The 16,501-nt window shown below is 33.7% G+C and carries 20 protein-coding genes; 11 read left to right on the top strand and 9 right to left on the bottom strand.

From position 1 onward, the window contains the following. The 6 genes from KAOT1_RS23575 to KAOT1_RS14550 all read left to right on the top strand — a co-directional run. Positions 1–259, top strand: a 259-nt coding sequence (locus KAOT1_RS23575) for a cbb3-type cytochrome c oxidase subunit II (protein ID WP_007095611.1), incomplete at its 5' end; no start/stop codon positions are given. A 5-nt stretch (positions 260–264) separates the two neighbouring features. After that, positions 265–453 (top strand): hypothetical protein, encoded by a 189-nt coding sequence (locus tag KAOT1_RS14570; protein WP_007095610.1) that lies wholly within the window; start codon positions 265–267, stop codon positions 451–453. Then, positions 450–1,445: a cbb3-type cytochrome c oxidase N-terminal domain-containing protein gene (locus tag KAOT1_RS14565; protein ID WP_007095609.1), complete on the top strand. Its 996-nt coding sequence runs from the start codon at positions 450–452 to the stop codon at positions 1,443–1,445. Before KAOT1_RS14570 ends, KAOT1_RS14565 begins: the two co-directional genes overlap by 4 nt. 15 nt (positions 1,446–1,460) lie before the next feature. After that, a complete protein-coding gene (gene ccoG, locus KAOT1_RS14560) occupies positions 1,461–2,885 on the top strand; it encodes a cytochrome c oxidase accessory protein CcoG (protein WP_007095608.1) in 1,425 nt (474 codons plus the stop codon). 250 nt (positions 2,886–3,135) lie between these two features. After that, positions 3,136–3,582: a FixH family protein gene (locus tag KAOT1_RS14555; RefSeq protein ID WP_007095607.1), complete on the top strand. Its 447-nt coding sequence runs from the start codon at positions 3,136–3,138 to the stop codon at positions 3,580–3,582. A gap of 39 nt (positions 3,583–3,621) precedes the next feature. Next, positions 3,622–4,323, top strand: coding sequence for a sulfite exporter TauE/SafE family protein (locus tag KAOT1_RS14550; protein WP_007095606.1), 702 nt, complete (start codon positions 3,622–3,624; stop codon positions 4,321–4,323). An 11-nt stretch (positions 4,324–4,334) separates the two neighbouring features. Here KAOT1_RS14550 and KAOT1_RS14545 read toward each other — a convergent pair whose 3' ends face one another. Beyond that, entirely contained in the window at positions 4,335–4,763 is a 429-nt protein-coding gene (locus tag KAOT1_RS14545) for a hypothetical protein (protein WP_007095605.1), read from the bottom strand. A gap of 227 nt (positions 4,764–4,990) precedes the next feature. On the opposite strand from KAOT1_RS14545, the gene KAOT1_RS14540 reads away from it, so the two are divergent. Together KAOT1_RS14540 and KAOT1_RS14535 are read left to right on the top strand one after the other, a co-directional pair. Next, positions 4,991–5,410 (top strand): CBS domain-containing protein, encoded by a 420-nt coding sequence (locus KAOT1_RS14540; RefSeq protein ID WP_007095604.1) that lies wholly within the window; start codon positions 4,991–4,993, stop codon positions 5,408–5,410. Between the two features lie 133 nt (positions 5,411–5,543). Next, the gene (locus KAOT1_RS14535; RefSeq protein WP_007095603.1) at positions 5,544–6,368 is read left to right on the top strand and encodes a universal stress protein; all 825 of its coding nucleotides are present in this window, start codon (positions 5,544–5,546) and stop codon (positions 6,366–6,368) included. Positions 6,369–6,381: 13 nt separating this feature from the next. Here KAOT1_RS14535 and KAOT1_RS14530 read toward each other — a convergent pair whose 3' ends face one another. The 4 genes from KAOT1_RS14530 to hemN form a co-directional block, all read right to left on the bottom strand. Further along, positions 6,382–7,041 (bottom strand): hypothetical protein, encoded by a 660-nt coding sequence (locus KAOT1_RS14530; protein ID WP_007095602.1) that lies wholly within the window; start codon positions 7,039–7,041, stop codon positions 6,382–6,384. 11 nt (positions 7,042–7,052) lie between these two features. Next, positions 7,053–8,003 carry an SMI1/KNR4 family protein gene (locus KAOT1_RS22055; protein WP_007095601.1) on the bottom strand — a complete coding sequence of 317 codons (951 nt, stop codon included), beginning with the start codon at positions 8,001–8,003 and terminating at the stop codon, positions 7,053–7,055. A 178-nt stretch (positions 8,004–8,181) separates the two neighbouring features. After that, positions 8,182–9,015 (bottom strand): universal stress protein, encoded by an 834-nt coding sequence (locus KAOT1_RS14520; RefSeq protein ID WP_007095600.1) that lies wholly within the window; start codon positions 9,013–9,015, stop codon positions 8,182–8,184. 20 nt (positions 9,016–9,035) lie between these two features. Continuing rightward, positions 9,036–10,397, bottom strand: a complete 1,362-nt coding sequence (hemN, locus tag KAOT1_RS14515) for an oxygen-independent coproporphyrinogen III oxidase (protein WP_040559582.1) — start codon at positions 10,395–10,397, stop codon at positions 9,036–9,038. 197 nt (positions 10,398–10,594) lie between these two features. On the opposite strand from hemN, the gene ppk1 reads away from it, so the two are divergent. From ppk1 to KAOT1_RS14500, 3 genes are all read left to right on the top strand, one after another. Beyond that, complete coding sequence (gene ppk1 / locus KAOT1_RS14510) at positions 10,595–12,613, top strand: polyphosphate kinase 1 (protein WP_007095598.1); 2,019 nt, start codon at positions 10,595–10,597, stop codon at positions 12,611–12,613. A gap of 129 nt (positions 12,614–12,742) precedes the next feature. Next, positions 12,743–13,294, top strand: coding sequence for a hypothetical protein (locus tag KAOT1_RS14505; protein ID WP_007095597.1), 552 nt, complete (start codon positions 12,743–12,745; stop codon positions 13,292–13,294). An 18-nt stretch (positions 13,295–13,312) separates the two neighbouring features. Continuing rightward, the gene (locus KAOT1_RS14500; protein WP_007095596.1) at positions 13,313–14,002 is read left to right on the top strand and encodes a peptidoglycan DD-metalloendopeptidase family protein; all 690 of its coding nucleotides are present in this window, start codon (positions 13,313–13,315) and stop codon (positions 14,000–14,002) included. A 25-nt stretch (positions 14,003–14,027) separates the two neighbouring features. Here KAOT1_RS14500 and KAOT1_RS14495 read toward each other — a convergent pair whose 3' ends face one another. Genes KAOT1_RS14495 through KAOT1_RS14480 form a run of 4 tightly spaced genes read right to left on the bottom strand, consistent with a single transcriptional unit; the run spans position 14,028 to position 16,374 of the window. Then, a complete protein-coding gene (locus KAOT1_RS14495) occupies positions 14,028–14,450 on the bottom strand; it encodes a VOC family protein (RefSeq protein WP_007095595.1) in 423 nt (140 codons plus the stop codon). Positions 14,451–14,456: 6 nt separating this feature from the next. Beyond that, complete coding sequence (locus KAOT1_RS14490) at positions 14,457–15,119, bottom strand: hypothetical protein (protein ID WP_007095594.1); 663 nt, start codon at positions 15,117–15,119, stop codon at positions 14,457–14,459. Between the two features lie 10 nt (positions 15,120–15,129). Next, positions 15,130–15,720: a hypothetical protein gene (locus tag KAOT1_RS14485; protein WP_007095593.1), complete on the bottom strand. Its 591-nt coding sequence runs from the start codon at positions 15,718–15,720 to the stop codon at positions 15,130–15,132. A 39-nt stretch (positions 15,721–15,759) separates the two neighbouring features. Continuing rightward, positions 15,760–16,374 carry a hypothetical protein gene (locus KAOT1_RS14480; RefSeq protein ID WP_007095592.1) on the bottom strand — a complete coding sequence of 205 codons (615 nt, stop codon included), beginning with the start codon at positions 16,372–16,374 and terminating at the stop codon, positions 15,760–15,762. Positions 16,375–16,501: the final 127 nt, after the last annotated feature.

Raw genomic sequence — 16,501 nt, 5'->3', positions numbered from 1 at the left:
TGGAGTTCCTTATACAGACAAAGAAATAGAAGAAGCATTGCAATACATGGATGAGCAAGCAATAGGAATTGTTGAAAACTTGAAAAAAGATCCAGACTTGATGAAATCTTTTGAAAAAGGTAGAAAAATGGCGGCTGATGAAGGAGAAAAATTCATTGAAATAAAAGATCGTGAAATCGTTGCTTTAATTGCATACTTACAACGATTAGGAACAGACATTAAAATAAAAGACTCAAAACAAGAAACCACACAAAAATAAACAGCATGTTAAAATTTGTAAAAAATCATATGGAAACCATTACGGGTATTGAAATATACCCGATGATTTCCTTACTCATCTTCTTTACCTTCTTTGTGGTGCTATTTTGGTGGGTAATCACAGCAAAAAAAGAATACATCACAAAAGTGAGCAATATTCCATTAGACAATCCGCAAAACAACCAACAATTATGAGAAATCTAATTCCATCTTGGGCACGTGTACTCCTTATTTTCTTCCTCATATTTATAGGAATTGAATACTTTGTAGAATCTGGTGACAGACCAGCATTCATGGAAGAACCGCTAATCATGTTATTTCTTGTATTGGTATTATTTATTTTAATTGCCATTGAAGGAATTGTAGCTGCTATAGAAAGAATTCTTTTTACTGGATTGGACGAAGCAGGAAAAGAACGCTATCTAAAAGAAAAAAATAAAACACCTGAGTTTAAAAAACTCAAGAGTATTTATGAAAAATTAGTAGACTCAAAACCTGTTGAAGCTGAAGCAGAAATTATTCTCGATCATAATTATGACGGAATTAAAGAACTTGACAACAACTTGCCACCTTGGTGGTTGTACGGATTTTACGCGTCTATCGTATTTGCAGCTATTTACATGCTAAAGTACCATGTGTTTAACGGTGAAAATCAAATCATGGAATACGAGAGAAAATACGCAGAAGCACAAGTTGAAATTGATAAATTCAATGCAACTGCCAAAGATCGAGTAGATGCTGAAACTGTAGTACTGCTCACAGAAACTTCTGATCTCAGTGCTGGAAAAGAAATTTTCAATAAAAACTGTGTGGCTTGTCATAGAATCGATGGAGGTGGAGGAATTGGTCCAAACCTAACAGACAAACACTGGATTTTAGGTGGCGGCATCAAAAATGTATTCAAAACCATTTCCAAAGGTGGACGTCCTGGGCAAGGAATGGAATCGTGGTCGCGAAAAGGACTCAAAGCATCACAAATTGCACAAGTAGCCAGTTATGTACTCACATTTCAAGGAACGACACCAGGACCTGATGCCAAAGAACCAGAAGGAGAAATTTGGATAGCGCCACTATTAGAATCTGAAACAGGAACAAAAACTGAAGTCAAAATTGACGCAGACACCAATATTGAAATTGAAAAAGTTTCTGACTCCGTTATAAAAATCACAGACGAAACTAAAGAATAATAAAAAAGAATCATTGTGGAAACACCAGAAAACGAACAATTCAGAGATTCCATCGGAACGATAAATGAAGAAGGAAAACGTGCTTGGGTGTATCCAAAAAAACCAAGCGGTAAATACTACGAATGGCGTAAGATTGTTAGTTATGTATTGCTACTCTTTTTATTTGCCGCTCCTTTTGTAAAAATTAACGGAAACCAGTTTTTACTATTCAATGTGTTGGAACGTCGTTTCAATATTTTTAGCTTTCCGTTTTGGCCACAAGACTTTCATTTAATGGTAATTTCTATGATTATTGGAGTCATATTTATTACATTATTTACCGTAGCTTTTGGACGAATATTTTGTGGTTGGATGTGTCCGCAAACGATCTTTATGGAAATGGTTTTTCGTCGGATTGAATATTGGATTGAAGGCGACAGAGGAAAACAAATTCGATTGGATAAGCAAGCTTGGAATGCAGAAAAAATCAAAAAACGGCTGCTTAAATGGTTTATATTCTTTGTAATTTCTTTTGCAATTGCCAACGTATTTTTGGCGTATCTCATAGGAAGTGACGAACTTATTCAAGATATTTTAGACGGACCTTTTAAACATTTAGAAACCTTATTTCCACTCTTAATATTTACCGCAGTATTCTACTTTGTATTTGCATGGTTTCGTGAGCAAGTTTGTATCATTGCTTGTCCTTATGGAAGATTGCAAGGTGTATTGCTCGATGACAAATCGATTGTAGTAGCCTACGATCATAAGCGTGGCGAAGGCGAAAACGGACGTAAAAAGTTTCGTAAAAATGAAGATCGATATGAACTTGGTTTTGGTGATTGCATTGATTGTTTTCAGTGTGTAAATGTCTGTCCAACAGGAATTGACATCAGAAACGGAACGCAACTCGAATGTGTAAACTGTACGGCTTGTATTGACGAGTGTGATACCATTATGGAAAAGGTAAACTTGCCCAAAGGTTTGATTCGTTACGACAGTGAAGCGGGAATTGAAAAGAAAGAAAAATTCAAGTTTACACCAAGACTTAAAGGATATACTGCCGTTTTAGTCATTCTCATTGGTGTACTACTAGGAATGTTACTAATGCGTAATGATGTAGAAGCAAATATTTTACGATTGCGCGGACAATTATATGAACAAAAAGCTGATAACATGATTAGCAATGTGTTTACGTATAAAGTCATTAACAAAACAACAGAAGATATTTTGAATGTAGAATTTAAAATACGAAAAGTGCCAGGCACTATAAAATTAGTAGCAACTTCCAATGAATTTATGATACCAAAACAGGGAATTGCAGAAGGAACGATGTTTATAGAAATTCCTGAACATCAAATTGACAACGGAAAAAGAAATCTTACGGTAGACGTTTACAGTCATGGTAAATTGATTGAAACTACAACGGTAAAATTTATTGGACCAACGAGTTATTATTAGTTTTTTAGTTGTTTGTTGATCGTTGTTAGTATTGAAATTTGAAATCGCATTAAGGATTGAGGCGACATCCTTTTTAATTATGAAATGTCATTGCGAGGAGTGCGCGACGAAGCAATCTGTTTGTAGCGAAATAGATGGTTACTATTCATCAAAAACTTGTTTCGTAAAGACGAATTAAAAAGATATAGCCGAAAGCCTGACCGAAGCGTAAGCGAAGGAAATGCCATAAAAAATATAAAAATAAAACGATATGAAAATAAATTGGGGAACAGGAATCGGACTTGCGTTTGTAGCATTTATCAGCTTTATCATGTATTTTATTGTAAACATGAACGTACAAGATAAATACGATCATGATTTGGTGACAGATTCCTATTATGAACAAGAATTGCAATATCAATCGGAAATTGATAAGCAACGAAACGCACAAAAATTAGCAGAAAATATTAGCGTTACGCAAACTGATTTGGGAGTGGAAGTGGTATTTCCAAAGACGTTAAACGTTAGCAATATTAAAGGAAAAGTGTTCCTATACAGACCATCTAACAAACAACTTGATTTCGAAATTCCTATTTCGTTATCCAACCACACATTGCTCATACCTGACAAGCGTTTGTTGGATGGTCGTTGGAACCTTACAGTTGATTGGAGTTATGATAAAGAGACGTATTTGTATAAAAAAGAATTGGATTATTAGATTCTGCATTAAGTGCGGAATTGCAAAATAAATTTTGTGATGATTATTGCGGGTTTCATATTAGGATTGTTAGGTAGTTTTCACTGTGTTGGGATGTGTGGTCCTATAGCCTTTATGTTGCCCGTTGATCGTAACAATAGTTATAAAAAAGTAGCACAAATTTCTTTGTATCACATTGGGCGATTGCTTTCGTATGCAACGATTGGATTCGTGTTTGGACTGCTAGGAAAAAGTTTGTATATCTTCGGAATACAGCAAAAATTATCGATTGCCATTGGTGTTTTGATGATTGTTGTCATCTTAATTCCGTATAAAACCTTTAGTAAATATAACTTTTCAAAACCTGTTTTTAGAGTGATTTCGAAAGTGAAATCGAGTTTAGGAAAACAGTTTAAAAAGAAGACGTTAGATACTTTTTTTACGATTGGATTTTTAAACGGATTCCTTCCTTGCGGATTGGTCTATATGGCAGTTTTTGGCGCAATTGCTTCCGGAAGTATGTTGGAAGGAAGTTTGTACATGCTCTTTTTTGGATTAGGAACCATTCCGTTGATGACCACCGCAATTTACATTGGAAAATTCTTGAATACTTCTATAAAACAACGCATTCAAAAAGCAATTCCTGTTTTTGTGATTATCATAGGGATGTTGTTTATTCTTCGCGGATTAGGCTTGGGAATTCCCTATATTTCTCCTGCTCCAAATGCTGGAATGGTAACCAATACGATGAATTGTCATTAAAGTGAGTTGGATTAATTTTTCTCATACTTCAAACCTGGACCATCACATGCAATCCAACCACTAAAAAATGTATCATCAGATTCTAAATACATACGTTCTACCAATTCTGCAGAGCAGTTTGCAATGATATCGTTGTCGCTGTCAAAAGTAAAATCGATCACATTTCCATCTGCTGTTCCTTCAATAAAAGTAAAAGTTCCAGAAGCTTGTGTTGTGGTTCCGTTTTGAACTCTTGTTTTCATAAAAGTTCCATTGGTGTTCAAAGTATAGGTTTCTTGCCAATCCATATCCGCGCCTGTCGTTTGCCAATTGAGAATGCTTCCACTCATTTCGACAAGTTTCCAAGTTCCTAGGATATCGTTTACAGCAACATCATCATCATCATTATTGCAAGAATACAGTAAACCAACGGTTATCAATACTAAAAATAATTTTTTCATAATTATGTACGGCTTTATTGTTTAGATGTTCAAGATTGTGATTGGTTGCGTTTACTTGTCTTAAAGTTTAAAAAAGTTTTCTGACCATGACAAATATCATAGTTTTTTCTTCCATTCCAGAGTACTTTTAGTATAGAAATTAAAACAAGGACAAATGTTTGAAAACCTTTAAATTCTATTAGAATTACAGGTAATTTCTATCAAATTTAACTAAAAACGAAAGAAAGATGAAAAAAAGAACACCAGTTTCAACAATTATGACAGCCAATGTCATCACTTTAAATCATACAGACAATTTAGACACCGCAGAACGTTTGTTTAAAGCAAATAATATTCGTCATATTCCTGTAGTAAGCGGCGATGAAATCATTGGAATGTTGAGTTACACCGATTTACTACGCATCAGTTTTGCCGATGGCGCTTACGAAGAAGAAGAAAATGTAGAAACGGTTGTGTACAATATGTTTACGATTGAGCAAGTAATGGCAAAAAACCTAATAAGTGTAGGTTCGCACACAACCATTAAAGATGCTGCGGAGATTTTAGCCAAAAAAGAATTTCACGCCTTGCCAGTAGTAGACGATGGAAAATTGGTTGGAATTTTAACAACTACCGATTTAATTAATTACTTATTAGATCAATACTAAATAACAGATAGAAGTTTATAAAAATCACTATTATCACTTTGAGCGCAGTCGAGAAGTCTTAAAATCTCTACAGTGCTCAATTTGATACTCTTATTAACAACTGCAGTAGCGAAATTCATTAAAAAATGATAAGATGAAAAATATATTGATACTTACTGATTTCTCGCAATGTTCGCGTAATGCTATCCAATATGCGATCAACTTTCTAAAAAATGACACCTGTTTATTTTACGTGATGCATGTACACAAATCAGGAAGTTTTACGACGGATGATTTAATGTCTTCCGCTACTGCAAATGTGTATGAAAGCATACTAAAAGTAGAAAAAGAACGCTTGGAAAAGCTAAAAACGACACTTGAAGAAGAATCGCTCCCTCATCATACATTTGAAACCATTTTGGAGTATAATAATTTTATAGAAGCGACACAGAAAATCATCACTGCTAATAATATTGAGCTTCTAGTTGCTGGTTTTAATGGAGTTTCTAATGCAAGCGAAATTCTCTTTGGAAGTCATACGCTCAGCATTATTCGCAAAATCAATTGCAAAACGTTGGTCATTCCTGAAAATGTGAAATTTCACAATCCGAAAACATTACTAATTCCGTTAGATGCAAAAGATGACATTCAGAGCAAAGTTTTTATGAATATGTTGGCAACAGCAAAAAATCACAAAATGCATGTACATATTTTGCGTGTGTATGAAAAAGGATTTACGGGAGATCGTTATGATGAGTCGTATTTGCTAAAACATTGTAAAGATGTAAAATATACCTATCACGCAATCGAAAACGTGCTACTAGATCATGTAAAAGCTTGTTATGTACAACTTCACAAAATAGATATGATTGGCTTGTTGGTACAAAAAGAATCAATTTTTGAGCGTTTATTCAAGCATTCTTCAACGACTGCTATTAGTAAAACTTTGAAGCGACCTTTGTTGGTGGAGCATGTTTGATGAGTAGAAGAATTTATTTAAATTCTTCTCGAATTTCATTTCCCCAATAGTATGCAAAATTATTTGCGAAATCTTCACCTCTTTTTCTAGCGTAATGTGAACTCCAAAATCGTTTGTAAACACTATTTATTTGATGACCAATTTCGTGAAGCAATAATCCTTCAAGGTAATATTTTTTAATTTTTTCTTCAGTCCATTTTAAAACCCATTCGTTGTTAACATAAAGAAGTTCAGGTTCATACGGAGCATACCATTTTAAGGTTTTATTAGAAGGTTTTCTATGTCCGAATTTCATCTTTAAATCAGTTGGAAAAGGATGCAATACAATTAGATTAACTCCGCTTCCACAAATAAAACATCCTTGATAGCTTCCTTCTTTTTCATATTCTTTGTTAGACATCTTTTTTAGCCAAATATGTGTTAGATTTTCTGTGTGTTCTGGCGGAAGTTTTGCTAAAAATTCTTTTATTTCGTAAACATTTACAGGGAAAAATAAATCTCTCGAAGAATTGTCAACCATAAAAATAGGTGTTTCATCTCCTTCTTTTGGTGCTAGAAAACTGTGTTGTCTTTTAAAAATGTTATCGGCAAGCTTTGGTCTTTTTCTACCACCTTTTACATCACCAAATTTTCTGCTTTTTTTCCATGCAGTTTCTTTTCGACTTTGTCTCATGGTGTTTAATTTTAATTGTTTTCCAAATCAAGTTGTGTAATATAAGTTAGATACATTACAATATCTTGATCTTCTGAATATGTAGCTTTTAACTGTTTGATTTGTTGCTGAAAATCTATAGTTTTTTCTTTTGCGAACACGTGTAAATTTCGTAGAAAATCAAGTGGTTTTTCCTGAAGTTGAATTAGTTTTTCTATGTTATTATCGTAATCATGCATTGTTAAAATATTCAGAATGTAAAGCTTTACTTTTTCATCAGTTTCTGTGTCGTATTTTTGCTGTAATATCTTAATAGAACGATTTGATAATTTCTCAAAACCTTTTAAATATGCCAGCGAAACTAATTTCCAATATCGTTCTGTACGTGACAGAAACCAATTGATACATTCTTCTTCATTTTGAATGGTATGAGAGCCAGCTTTTTGTATTGCGTCGCCAAAATTAATGCTGTCAAGCCAGTTTTCATACCAATCAAGAAAATGGTTTTCATCAGCAAAACTTGCTGGATATTCCATTTCATCATACGTATATAACACGCGCCCTTTATCTTTTCCTTGAAGCATTATACCCAAATATCCTGCGCATCCTCGTGCGCCAATGGTCAATACTCCAGCATACATTTTTGCAACGCCTTCTTCGTATTCTTCATCAGAAAAAGTATTTTTAAAAGTAGCATACATTTTGTCCCATTCTTTACCTGTTGTTTTAGAAGTTAAAAAAGGTGTTCTTTGCAAATAATCTATTGGAGCATCTACAAACTGTTCAGGAGTATTTAGTGAATATACGCCATAAAACGGTCCTGCGCCTCCGTTGCCAATTTCAGTCAAAAAAACTTTATACTCTGGCGGAAGTGAGACCGAATATTTTTGTTCAAACTCTTGGACTTCTGCGTGTGTTAATGTTGTTTTTAATGTATATCTATGAGCAGATGCTCCAAAAACTTCCAAAAAAGTATCATTCATTTTGGCAAGTTTTAGCTTTATCTTTATTCTTTCAACTTGATTCATTTGTGTAAGATATATCACCAAAAAAGTATTTTAAAAGTTTTATCCTAGATAAAAATTCAAAAACAAAAAAAGCAGGAAACCCCAAATTTCCTGCTTTTCACGTTATAAAATAGTTAACTAACAACTCATTATATTAAATTTTAAATGTCATTACGGGCAAGGTGGAATGATTGGCAATGTCTTCCGAAATACTACCTTCAAAGAAATGTGACAATCCTGTACGTCCGTGTGTTGCTACAGCAATCAAATCGGCACCTTTTACATTGGCAAAGTTCAAAATACCTTGCTCTATAGAATAATCGTTTACATAATGTACGTTTTGCATATTGTCTAAATTTCCATCAGCAACCTTTAAAAAATCAGCCACTTTCAATTCAATTTCCGTAGAACTTTTAAAGTTAGTTCCTGGTAAGTTTACATACACCAAGTGCAATTTTGAACCAAATAATTTAAACAAATGTGAAGCATTGATATAAGGTTTGATGGCTTCTTTAGAAAAATCGCAAGCAAAGACTACATTTTCAAAGTCCATCAAAATTGGATGGTGTTTTACAACCAACACAGGAATATCTGCATGACGTACTACTTTTTCTGTGTTCGATCCGATAAATAATTCTTTGATTCCGCTAGAACCGTGCGAACCCATCACAATCAAATCGGCATTATGTTCTTTCGCAACATCATTTACTTCGCCAAACACTTTAAAATGTTTTACAATTGGCGTAACGTTTACGTCTTTCAAATACGGTTTTTCTAAAAAATCAGTAAACTTTTGTTCTGCTAATTTTAAATAAAAAACGGTTTCAGCTTGTTTGGAATTTGAATCTTCAGAAATAATTGCATTCGACAACTCTAACATGTGCAAAGCCAAAATTTCCGAATTGTGTTTGCGCGCTAAAGTAGCAGCAGCTTCTAATGCATATTCTGAATGTTTGGAAAAATCTACGGGTACAATAATTTTTTTCATCTTTTTAATTTTTTTGGAGATTAAATCGTCATCGAGAACAATTGTGTATCTGGTTTTTTTCGTTGTAACAACACATCAAAAGCCATACAAATATTGCGGACAAACGGCTTTCCTTTTTTAGTAATACGGATGGTGTTATTTTCTATAATGATTAATGCGTCACGTTCAAATTCAGCTAACTTTTCTACAATGTTTGCCAACTCAGGAATTTGTGTCGTTTCGGTTGACCAAGAAGTTTTAAAATTGCACATTAAATTCAGGATGTGTTTGCGAATTAGTAAATCTTCAACACTCAATAGATGTCCTTTACTCAACGGAATCATGCCTTCATGTATCAAATGATAATACGTTTCAATATTCTTGACGTTTTGTGCAAATCCGTACCAACTATCGCCAATAGAAGAAACGCCTAAACCAATCATAAGTTGCGTTTTTTGAGCTGTATAGCCCATAAAATTTCTGTGCAAACGCTTTTCAATCATAGACGTATACAAACTATCAGTTGGCAATGCAAAATGATCCATTCCGATATCGGTATAATCTGCTTCGCGTAATAATTGTTTTCCTAAATTGTACTGCGCTGTTTTTTCAGTCGCTGTTGGCAAATCTTCATCACGAAATCCGCGTTGTCCGTTTCCTTTTATCCACGGAACATGCGCATAACTATAAAACGCAATTCGGTCTGGCGACAACAATTTTGTCTTTTCAATAGTTTCCTTTACATGTTCGGTAGTTTGAAAAGGCAAACCGAAAATAATATCATGTCCAACAGACGTATATCCAATCTTTCGAGCGAGTTCTGTAACGCGTTTTACATTTTCAAAAGGCTGAATTCTGTGAATGGCTTTCTGAACAGTTTCATTATAATCTTGTACGCCAAAACATACACGTCTAAAACCAACATCATACAATGTTTGTAAATGTGCTTCGGTAGTATTATTTGGATGACCTTCAAAACTAAACTCATAATTGTCTGCCAAGGTTGCCGATTGTAACAAGCCTTCAATCAATTCTCGCAAGTGTTCAGGAGAAAAAAATGTGGGTGTTCCGCCACCTAAATGGATTTCTTTAATTTTCGGTCTAGCGCCGAAAAGTTCACGATACAAAGCCCATTCTTTCAACAATGCGTTGATATACGGCTTCTCTACTTCGTGGCGTTTGGTAATTCGCTTATTGCAGCCACAAAACGTACACAAACTTTCACAGAAGGGTAAATGTAAATACAAACTAATACCTTCTGCTTCATTACTTTCTTTGAATGATTTTTGAACAGATTCTTTCCATTTATCAACAGAAAATGTTTCCATATTCCAATACGGAACCGTTGGATAACTTGTGTATCGCGGACCTGCCACGTTATACTTATTCACTAAATTGCACATACCTAAATAATTATAGTCCAAAAGTAGCAATCAGTTTACAGGGAATAAATGACATATATCATGTTTGAATATTTATTTGCGTGTATATACTTCATTCTTTACTTTACTGTTAAGCCTATTTTAAAAATACGTCTAATGATAAAATATTACTTATTTTCGCTATTACGACAAATAATTAACGTATCTAAATCCCACACATGTCATTAACTTCTTCTGAATATTATCATAGAGATTTATCTTGGTTGCGTTTCAATCATCGTGTTTTACAAGAAGCTTCCGATAAGCGGAATCCGTTGTATGAACGAATCAAATTTTTGGCGATATTTTCTTCTAATTTGGACGAATTTTTTAAAGTGCGTGTTTCTGCCATTCGCCAAATTAAAAAGTTAGACAAAGGTTTGCGTAAAAAGTTGATTACAAAACCAAATAAGTTGCTGAGAAAGATCAAAAAAGAAGTCAATCAGCAACAAGAAGAATTTGGGAGAATCTTTCAAACACAAATTATTCCTGAGTTGCAACAAGAAGGAATTACGCTGGTGGATCATACACAGTTTTCAACAACACAGCAACAATTTGCGAAAGCTTATTTCCAAGAGAAATTTGCTGAAAAATGGAATCCTAACAATAATATTTCTAGCGATGATGAACTTTTTATTGAGAATGAACAATTGTATTTGGCTTCTGTACACAACGATCAATTAGTCGTTTTTAAAATTCCTTCAAATTCGCCACGATTTATTGTTTTTCCTTCAGAAGACGATACTTATTACATTACATTTGTTGACGATATTTTAAAGTATAACCTCACGGAAATATATCCAGAAAATACTTTTTATTCCTTGAAAGTTTCCCGTGATGCAGAATTGTATATTGACAATGAATATTCAGGCAATTTACTAGAAAAAATAAAAGATTCGTTAAGCAATAGAAATACAGGGCAAGTAACGCGTATGCTGATCGATCAGAACGCTTCCGAGGAATTGCTAGATGCATTAAAAGACGAATTAAATACAAATGATACAGATGTTGTTTTGGGCGGAACGTATCATAATTTTAAAGACTTTTTTGGGTTTCCAAATCCAACAGGCAAAGAACTTTCATTGCCAAATTTACCTCCAGTTCGTAACAAAGAATTAAGTGCGTATGATAGTTTATTTACGGCAATTTCCGACAAAGATAGATTGCTATATTTTCCATACGAATCGTACGATCATGTGGCAGAATTGTTGGAAGAAGCTGCCGCAGATCAGCAAGTTTCTAAAGTAAAAATTACGTTGTACCGAATTGCCAAAGAATCTCGTTTGACCAAAGCGCTGATTGATGCCACTAAAAACGGAAAAGATGTGACCGTTTTTATGGAAACCAAAGCACGATTTGATGAGCAGAACAACATCAAATGGGGAAAAATTTTAGAAGAAGAAGGCGCAAAGGTCATTTACAGTTATCCAGGCATCAAAGTGCACTCGAAAGTATTGTGTATTGAGCGAATTGAAAATGAAAAACCAGTACTTTACGGATATATTGGAACAGGAAATTTCAATGAAAAAACAGCAACACTGTACACTGATTTTTGCTTGATGACGAAAGATAAAAAAATCACTTCCGAATTGCTACAAGTATTTCAAGTATTGGAACGCGAAATCATTATTCCGAAAAGTAAAAAACTATTGGTTTCTCCATTTACCACAAGAAGTACTTTCTTAGAATTGATCGACAACGAAATCAAAAATGCAAAAGAAGGAAAAGAAGCATATATCATTTTAAAACTCAACAGTATTCAAGACAAACGCATGATTGATGCTTTGTATGAAGCCAACAATGCAGGCGTAAAAATTGACATGGTTGTTCGCGGAATTTGTTGTTTGGTACCGGGAATTGAAGGGCAAAGTGAAAACATTCGTATTAAAAGTGTACTAGGTCAATTCTTAGAACATGGACGTGTGTATATTTTTGCCAATGGTGGCGAAGAAAAACTATATATGGGTTCTGCCGATTGGATGACACGAAATTTAGACCATCGTATTGAAGTGATTACACCAATTTTGGATGCAGACATTCATCAGCAATTAAAAAGTTATGTACAATGGCAATTGGATGATACTGTAAAAGCTAGAATCATGGATGCTAAGCAGAAAAACAACTATGTAAAACAAGATGCAAAAGCCATTCATTCGCAGCAAAAAACGTATGAGGAATTGGTAAAGGTAAATTCGTAATAAAAAAATTAATTCAGAACATTAATTTACGTCATGCTGAACTAGATTCAGCATCACATAACAGTGAGCAATTCGTGAATTCGTAGTTAAAAACTATGATCTATTAATTCATAATATTCATCTCGCGCTATGGAAAAAATAGCTTTTGATCTTGTCACAAAAAAGAAAGGGTTTAAACAATTTTCTAATTCAGAAAAAATCTATTACTTAGGATTTATAGGAATCGTTCTTGTAATTGGTATTGGAGTATTCTTAAATTATGTGTTTGAAATAAATATTCTTCAATACCAATGGCTAAAATATATGGCTTACGGAGCTCTTTTATGTATCTTTATCGGAACATTTAAAGCTTTTCGTGAATATGACAAAAGTGATTATGAAACTAGCGGAATTCTCTTTATTGATGCGCATAAAATTACGGTAGATTATACCGAAGATTATCCACTTTCTGAGATAGCATTTGTCAAATTTACAGGTTATGACGTAAAAGGTTCTCCGATTAATTCTTTATCAGAAGGAAGTCCTAAAAAAAGTATGGGCGGAGAGAATTATGTGACGTTTCAACATAAAAATAAAAAATATAAGTATCAATTTATTGTTATATCGAAAGCACAACGGCAAGTGTTGATAGAAAAAATAATTCCCAAAATGCAATTAAAAACGAAAGTTACCTATTCCTAAAGCTAATAATAAACGATCATGACTCACACATCTTTTAAACAACTTTTACAAAACTTAGGAAACGAACCTTTATTTGTGTTAGATAGAAACATTTCAAAGTCAAACTATGTTCCGTTAGATTTGTCTGTGAACAATGAAGCTTTGAAAACGGTTGATGTGTCTTCTTCTGAAAAATTAGGAATGTATATTGATCGTCATATTGCGATGAAAAATGCTAAAGTAGCGTATGGTGGTTATTTAGAGAAACGCGGAATTTACAACAGAAGCGACTATTTTAACGATCAAAATCCTGAAACCGAACGCAATATTCATTTGGGTTTAGATTTGTGGATTGAAGCGGAAACACCAATTTACACGCCATTAGACGGAGAAGTGCATAGCTTTCAAAACAATACCAACTTTGGCGATTATGGTCCGACGATTATTCTAAAACATACGATTGATGATGTAGTATTTTATACATTATACGGTCATTTGAGTGTTGCTTCTATAGAAAACATTCAGGTTGGACAAACCTTTGCAAAAGGCACACAAATAGCAACGTTGGGCGACGCAAGTGTTAACGGAGATTATCCGCCACATTTACATTTTCAAATTATAAAAGACATGCAAGGTTTTTCAGGAGATTATCCTGGTGTTTCTTCTCAAAAAGATGTAGAATTTTACAAACAAAATTGTCCTGATCCGAATTTGTTATTGCAGTTGTAGAATTGCCTAAATAAGATTGAACTTTTTACTCCAAAGCATTTCCTGCATCATCCAATTCCAAAAACGGATTGTATGCAATTTCCCATAAATTATCATCTAAATCGGCAACATATCCACTGTAACCGCCCCAAAAAACTTCTTCGGGTTGTTTGACAATTTTGACATTTTTATTGGTTAAATCGGCAAAGATTTCATCAACTTCTTCTTTTGTTTGTGTGTTGTATGCCAAAGTAAATCCTTTAAAACCTGAACCTTTTGGATCAACGGTTGCATCTTCGGCAAGTTTGTCTTTTGGATAGAGCGAAAGTAAGATGCCATTTAATTGAAAGAATGAAATGTTTTCATTGCTCGCTTTGGTCAGTTTCCAACCAAATTTTTCTTTGTAAAATGCAGTAGCGGCTTGTAAATCGTTTACACCTAATCCAATAATTGTAACTCGTGGTTGCATATTTTTTTATTTGAAATATATTTTAGATTTTTCATACGTAACTTGCCCAGGAATATTCAATGCCATCCAATAAAAGTTATCTTCTTTAGACAGAATTTGATAAATAAATCGATCTCCTTTTATGCTAAAATTACTTCTCGATTCGTTGTTACTTTCTATAAAAACCAATTCGAATTCTGTATCGCTAATCCATTTGTACGTGAGTTTTGACGTTGTATTATCTGAGAAATAATCAGTCCAAAAACCATCTTTCATGACTACTTTTGTTTTTTCGCCAGAAACTTCATAGTAGTAAAATTCGGTTCGTTTTTTTAACTCTTTAATTTGTTTTTTAGTCAGTTGAGATGTTGGTTTCCCTGAATTTCTATCCACGCCATCTTTTGGAGGATCTAAGCGATCTAGCAATTCACGAAATCCAAGGCAGTTTCGTTGCAATCGGTAATACAACTGATTCCCGATTTGGTCAATTTTTGAACTTTCTACAGTTCTCAAGTATGGATAAAATTGTTGCTCGTATAAGGTGTTTAGTTTTAGCGTATCATTCTTAATGTCTAGTTTTTTTAAATAATCGCAAAATATGTTTGACATCGAATCTACTTCTTTGATCGTTTGTGAAATTGCAATATTGGCGATTCCGATAAATAGAAGCAACAGGTATATTTTTTTCATGGAATTTATTTTAGCTAAAGATAGTTGTTACGTATACAATTCCAAAAATCCATCCAATGTATAAAACTGTATAACCGAAAGCGTACACGGTAGCAACTCCGAAATTTCCTTTTGTTTGAGATGCTTTTGAAAACACTAATCGCACTGCTCTAAAAAACACCCAATACAACATAGCAATAATGATGAAAAGTGAGAATAGAAAAACAGTTTCTAACAACATAAGTAAGAGTATCAATACTATGGAAGCCAAAAACCACATAATGATTGAAACAATAATGCCAACAATTCCTTCACCAACATCAAAAGTATTTTCAAAAATATCTGTGTTGCTTAGATCTGCAGAACTTTCAAATCTGTTATTGAATTTAAAATGTCGCAGTCTCGGAAAGTTGTCCATGATACGAATGCCTTTGTACAAACCATAGGTTAAAAAGAGAAATAGGGAAGTAGCGATGATTCCGAGTGAAATGTAAAAGTTTGTCGTAATACTTCGGTGCGAATTGATCCCAGAAATATATACCGTCATCGCTGTCACTAGAATAACAATTAACGATACGATAAAAACCGATTTCCCTTTGAGATATGTTTTGCGAGGTTTCATGAGTGTGGAAGATAGCGATTTTCTGTGGATTATAAATGTTTAAAAACCATCTGAAAACCAGTCGTTTGCTACACTTTTTAAATCTTCTGTCGGATACTCGTATTCAGAAATCAAGGTTTCTTTGTCGATGTTTTTTTGAGTTGGATCAATCAAAATACAAAGGATTTCATCAATTTCTTCGAGCGTTTTTTTTAATGGAATTAGAATGTTTCCTTTTTGATGATTGCAGAAATGTTTCGCGAAACTACCAAAACCTTCATATTGAATTCCCTCAGGAATATATAGCATTTCTATTTTTATTCTGAACGAAAGTAATGTGTTGAAAACTTGGCGATATTCAATAGTATTTTTTCTGGCTTCAAGCCTTCTAGCGTGTTCACTTTGCTGAATACATGCATCTACAAACGCTTTCATTTTTGGTGTTAAGATGTCGTCTGTATGCGTGTTTTTGTCAAAGAAATCACCATATTCAAAGAAATAAAAGAATGTGTTGTGTTCTTCGTTTGTATCTTCATTCGGAAAGATATCTACTGCTTTCATTAAAGAAGATAATTGTCGTTCTAAAATTTTAGAAGGTGGATTTTTTGCACCTTTTGAAGCGTTCCAGAAGCAGACATATTCTAGATATTTTTCTAAGATTTCTTTAGCAATCATTGATGAGTATTGAAATTTGATAGAAAAATAAGTAAATTTCTGTAATTATAATTGTAGTGGTAGAGTTTCTTGTTTAGATTAGAAATGAGTCATCGTGTTTTATAGAGCGAAATGGTTTTCCATAGAA

Source organism: Kordia algicida OT-1, from assembly GCF_000154725.1.
Taxonomy (GTDB): domain Bacteria; phylum Bacteroidota; class Bacteroidia; order Flavobacteriales; family Flavobacteriaceae; genus Kordia; species Kordia algicida.
This window is presented reverse-complemented; position numbering and strand designations above follow the sequence as displayed.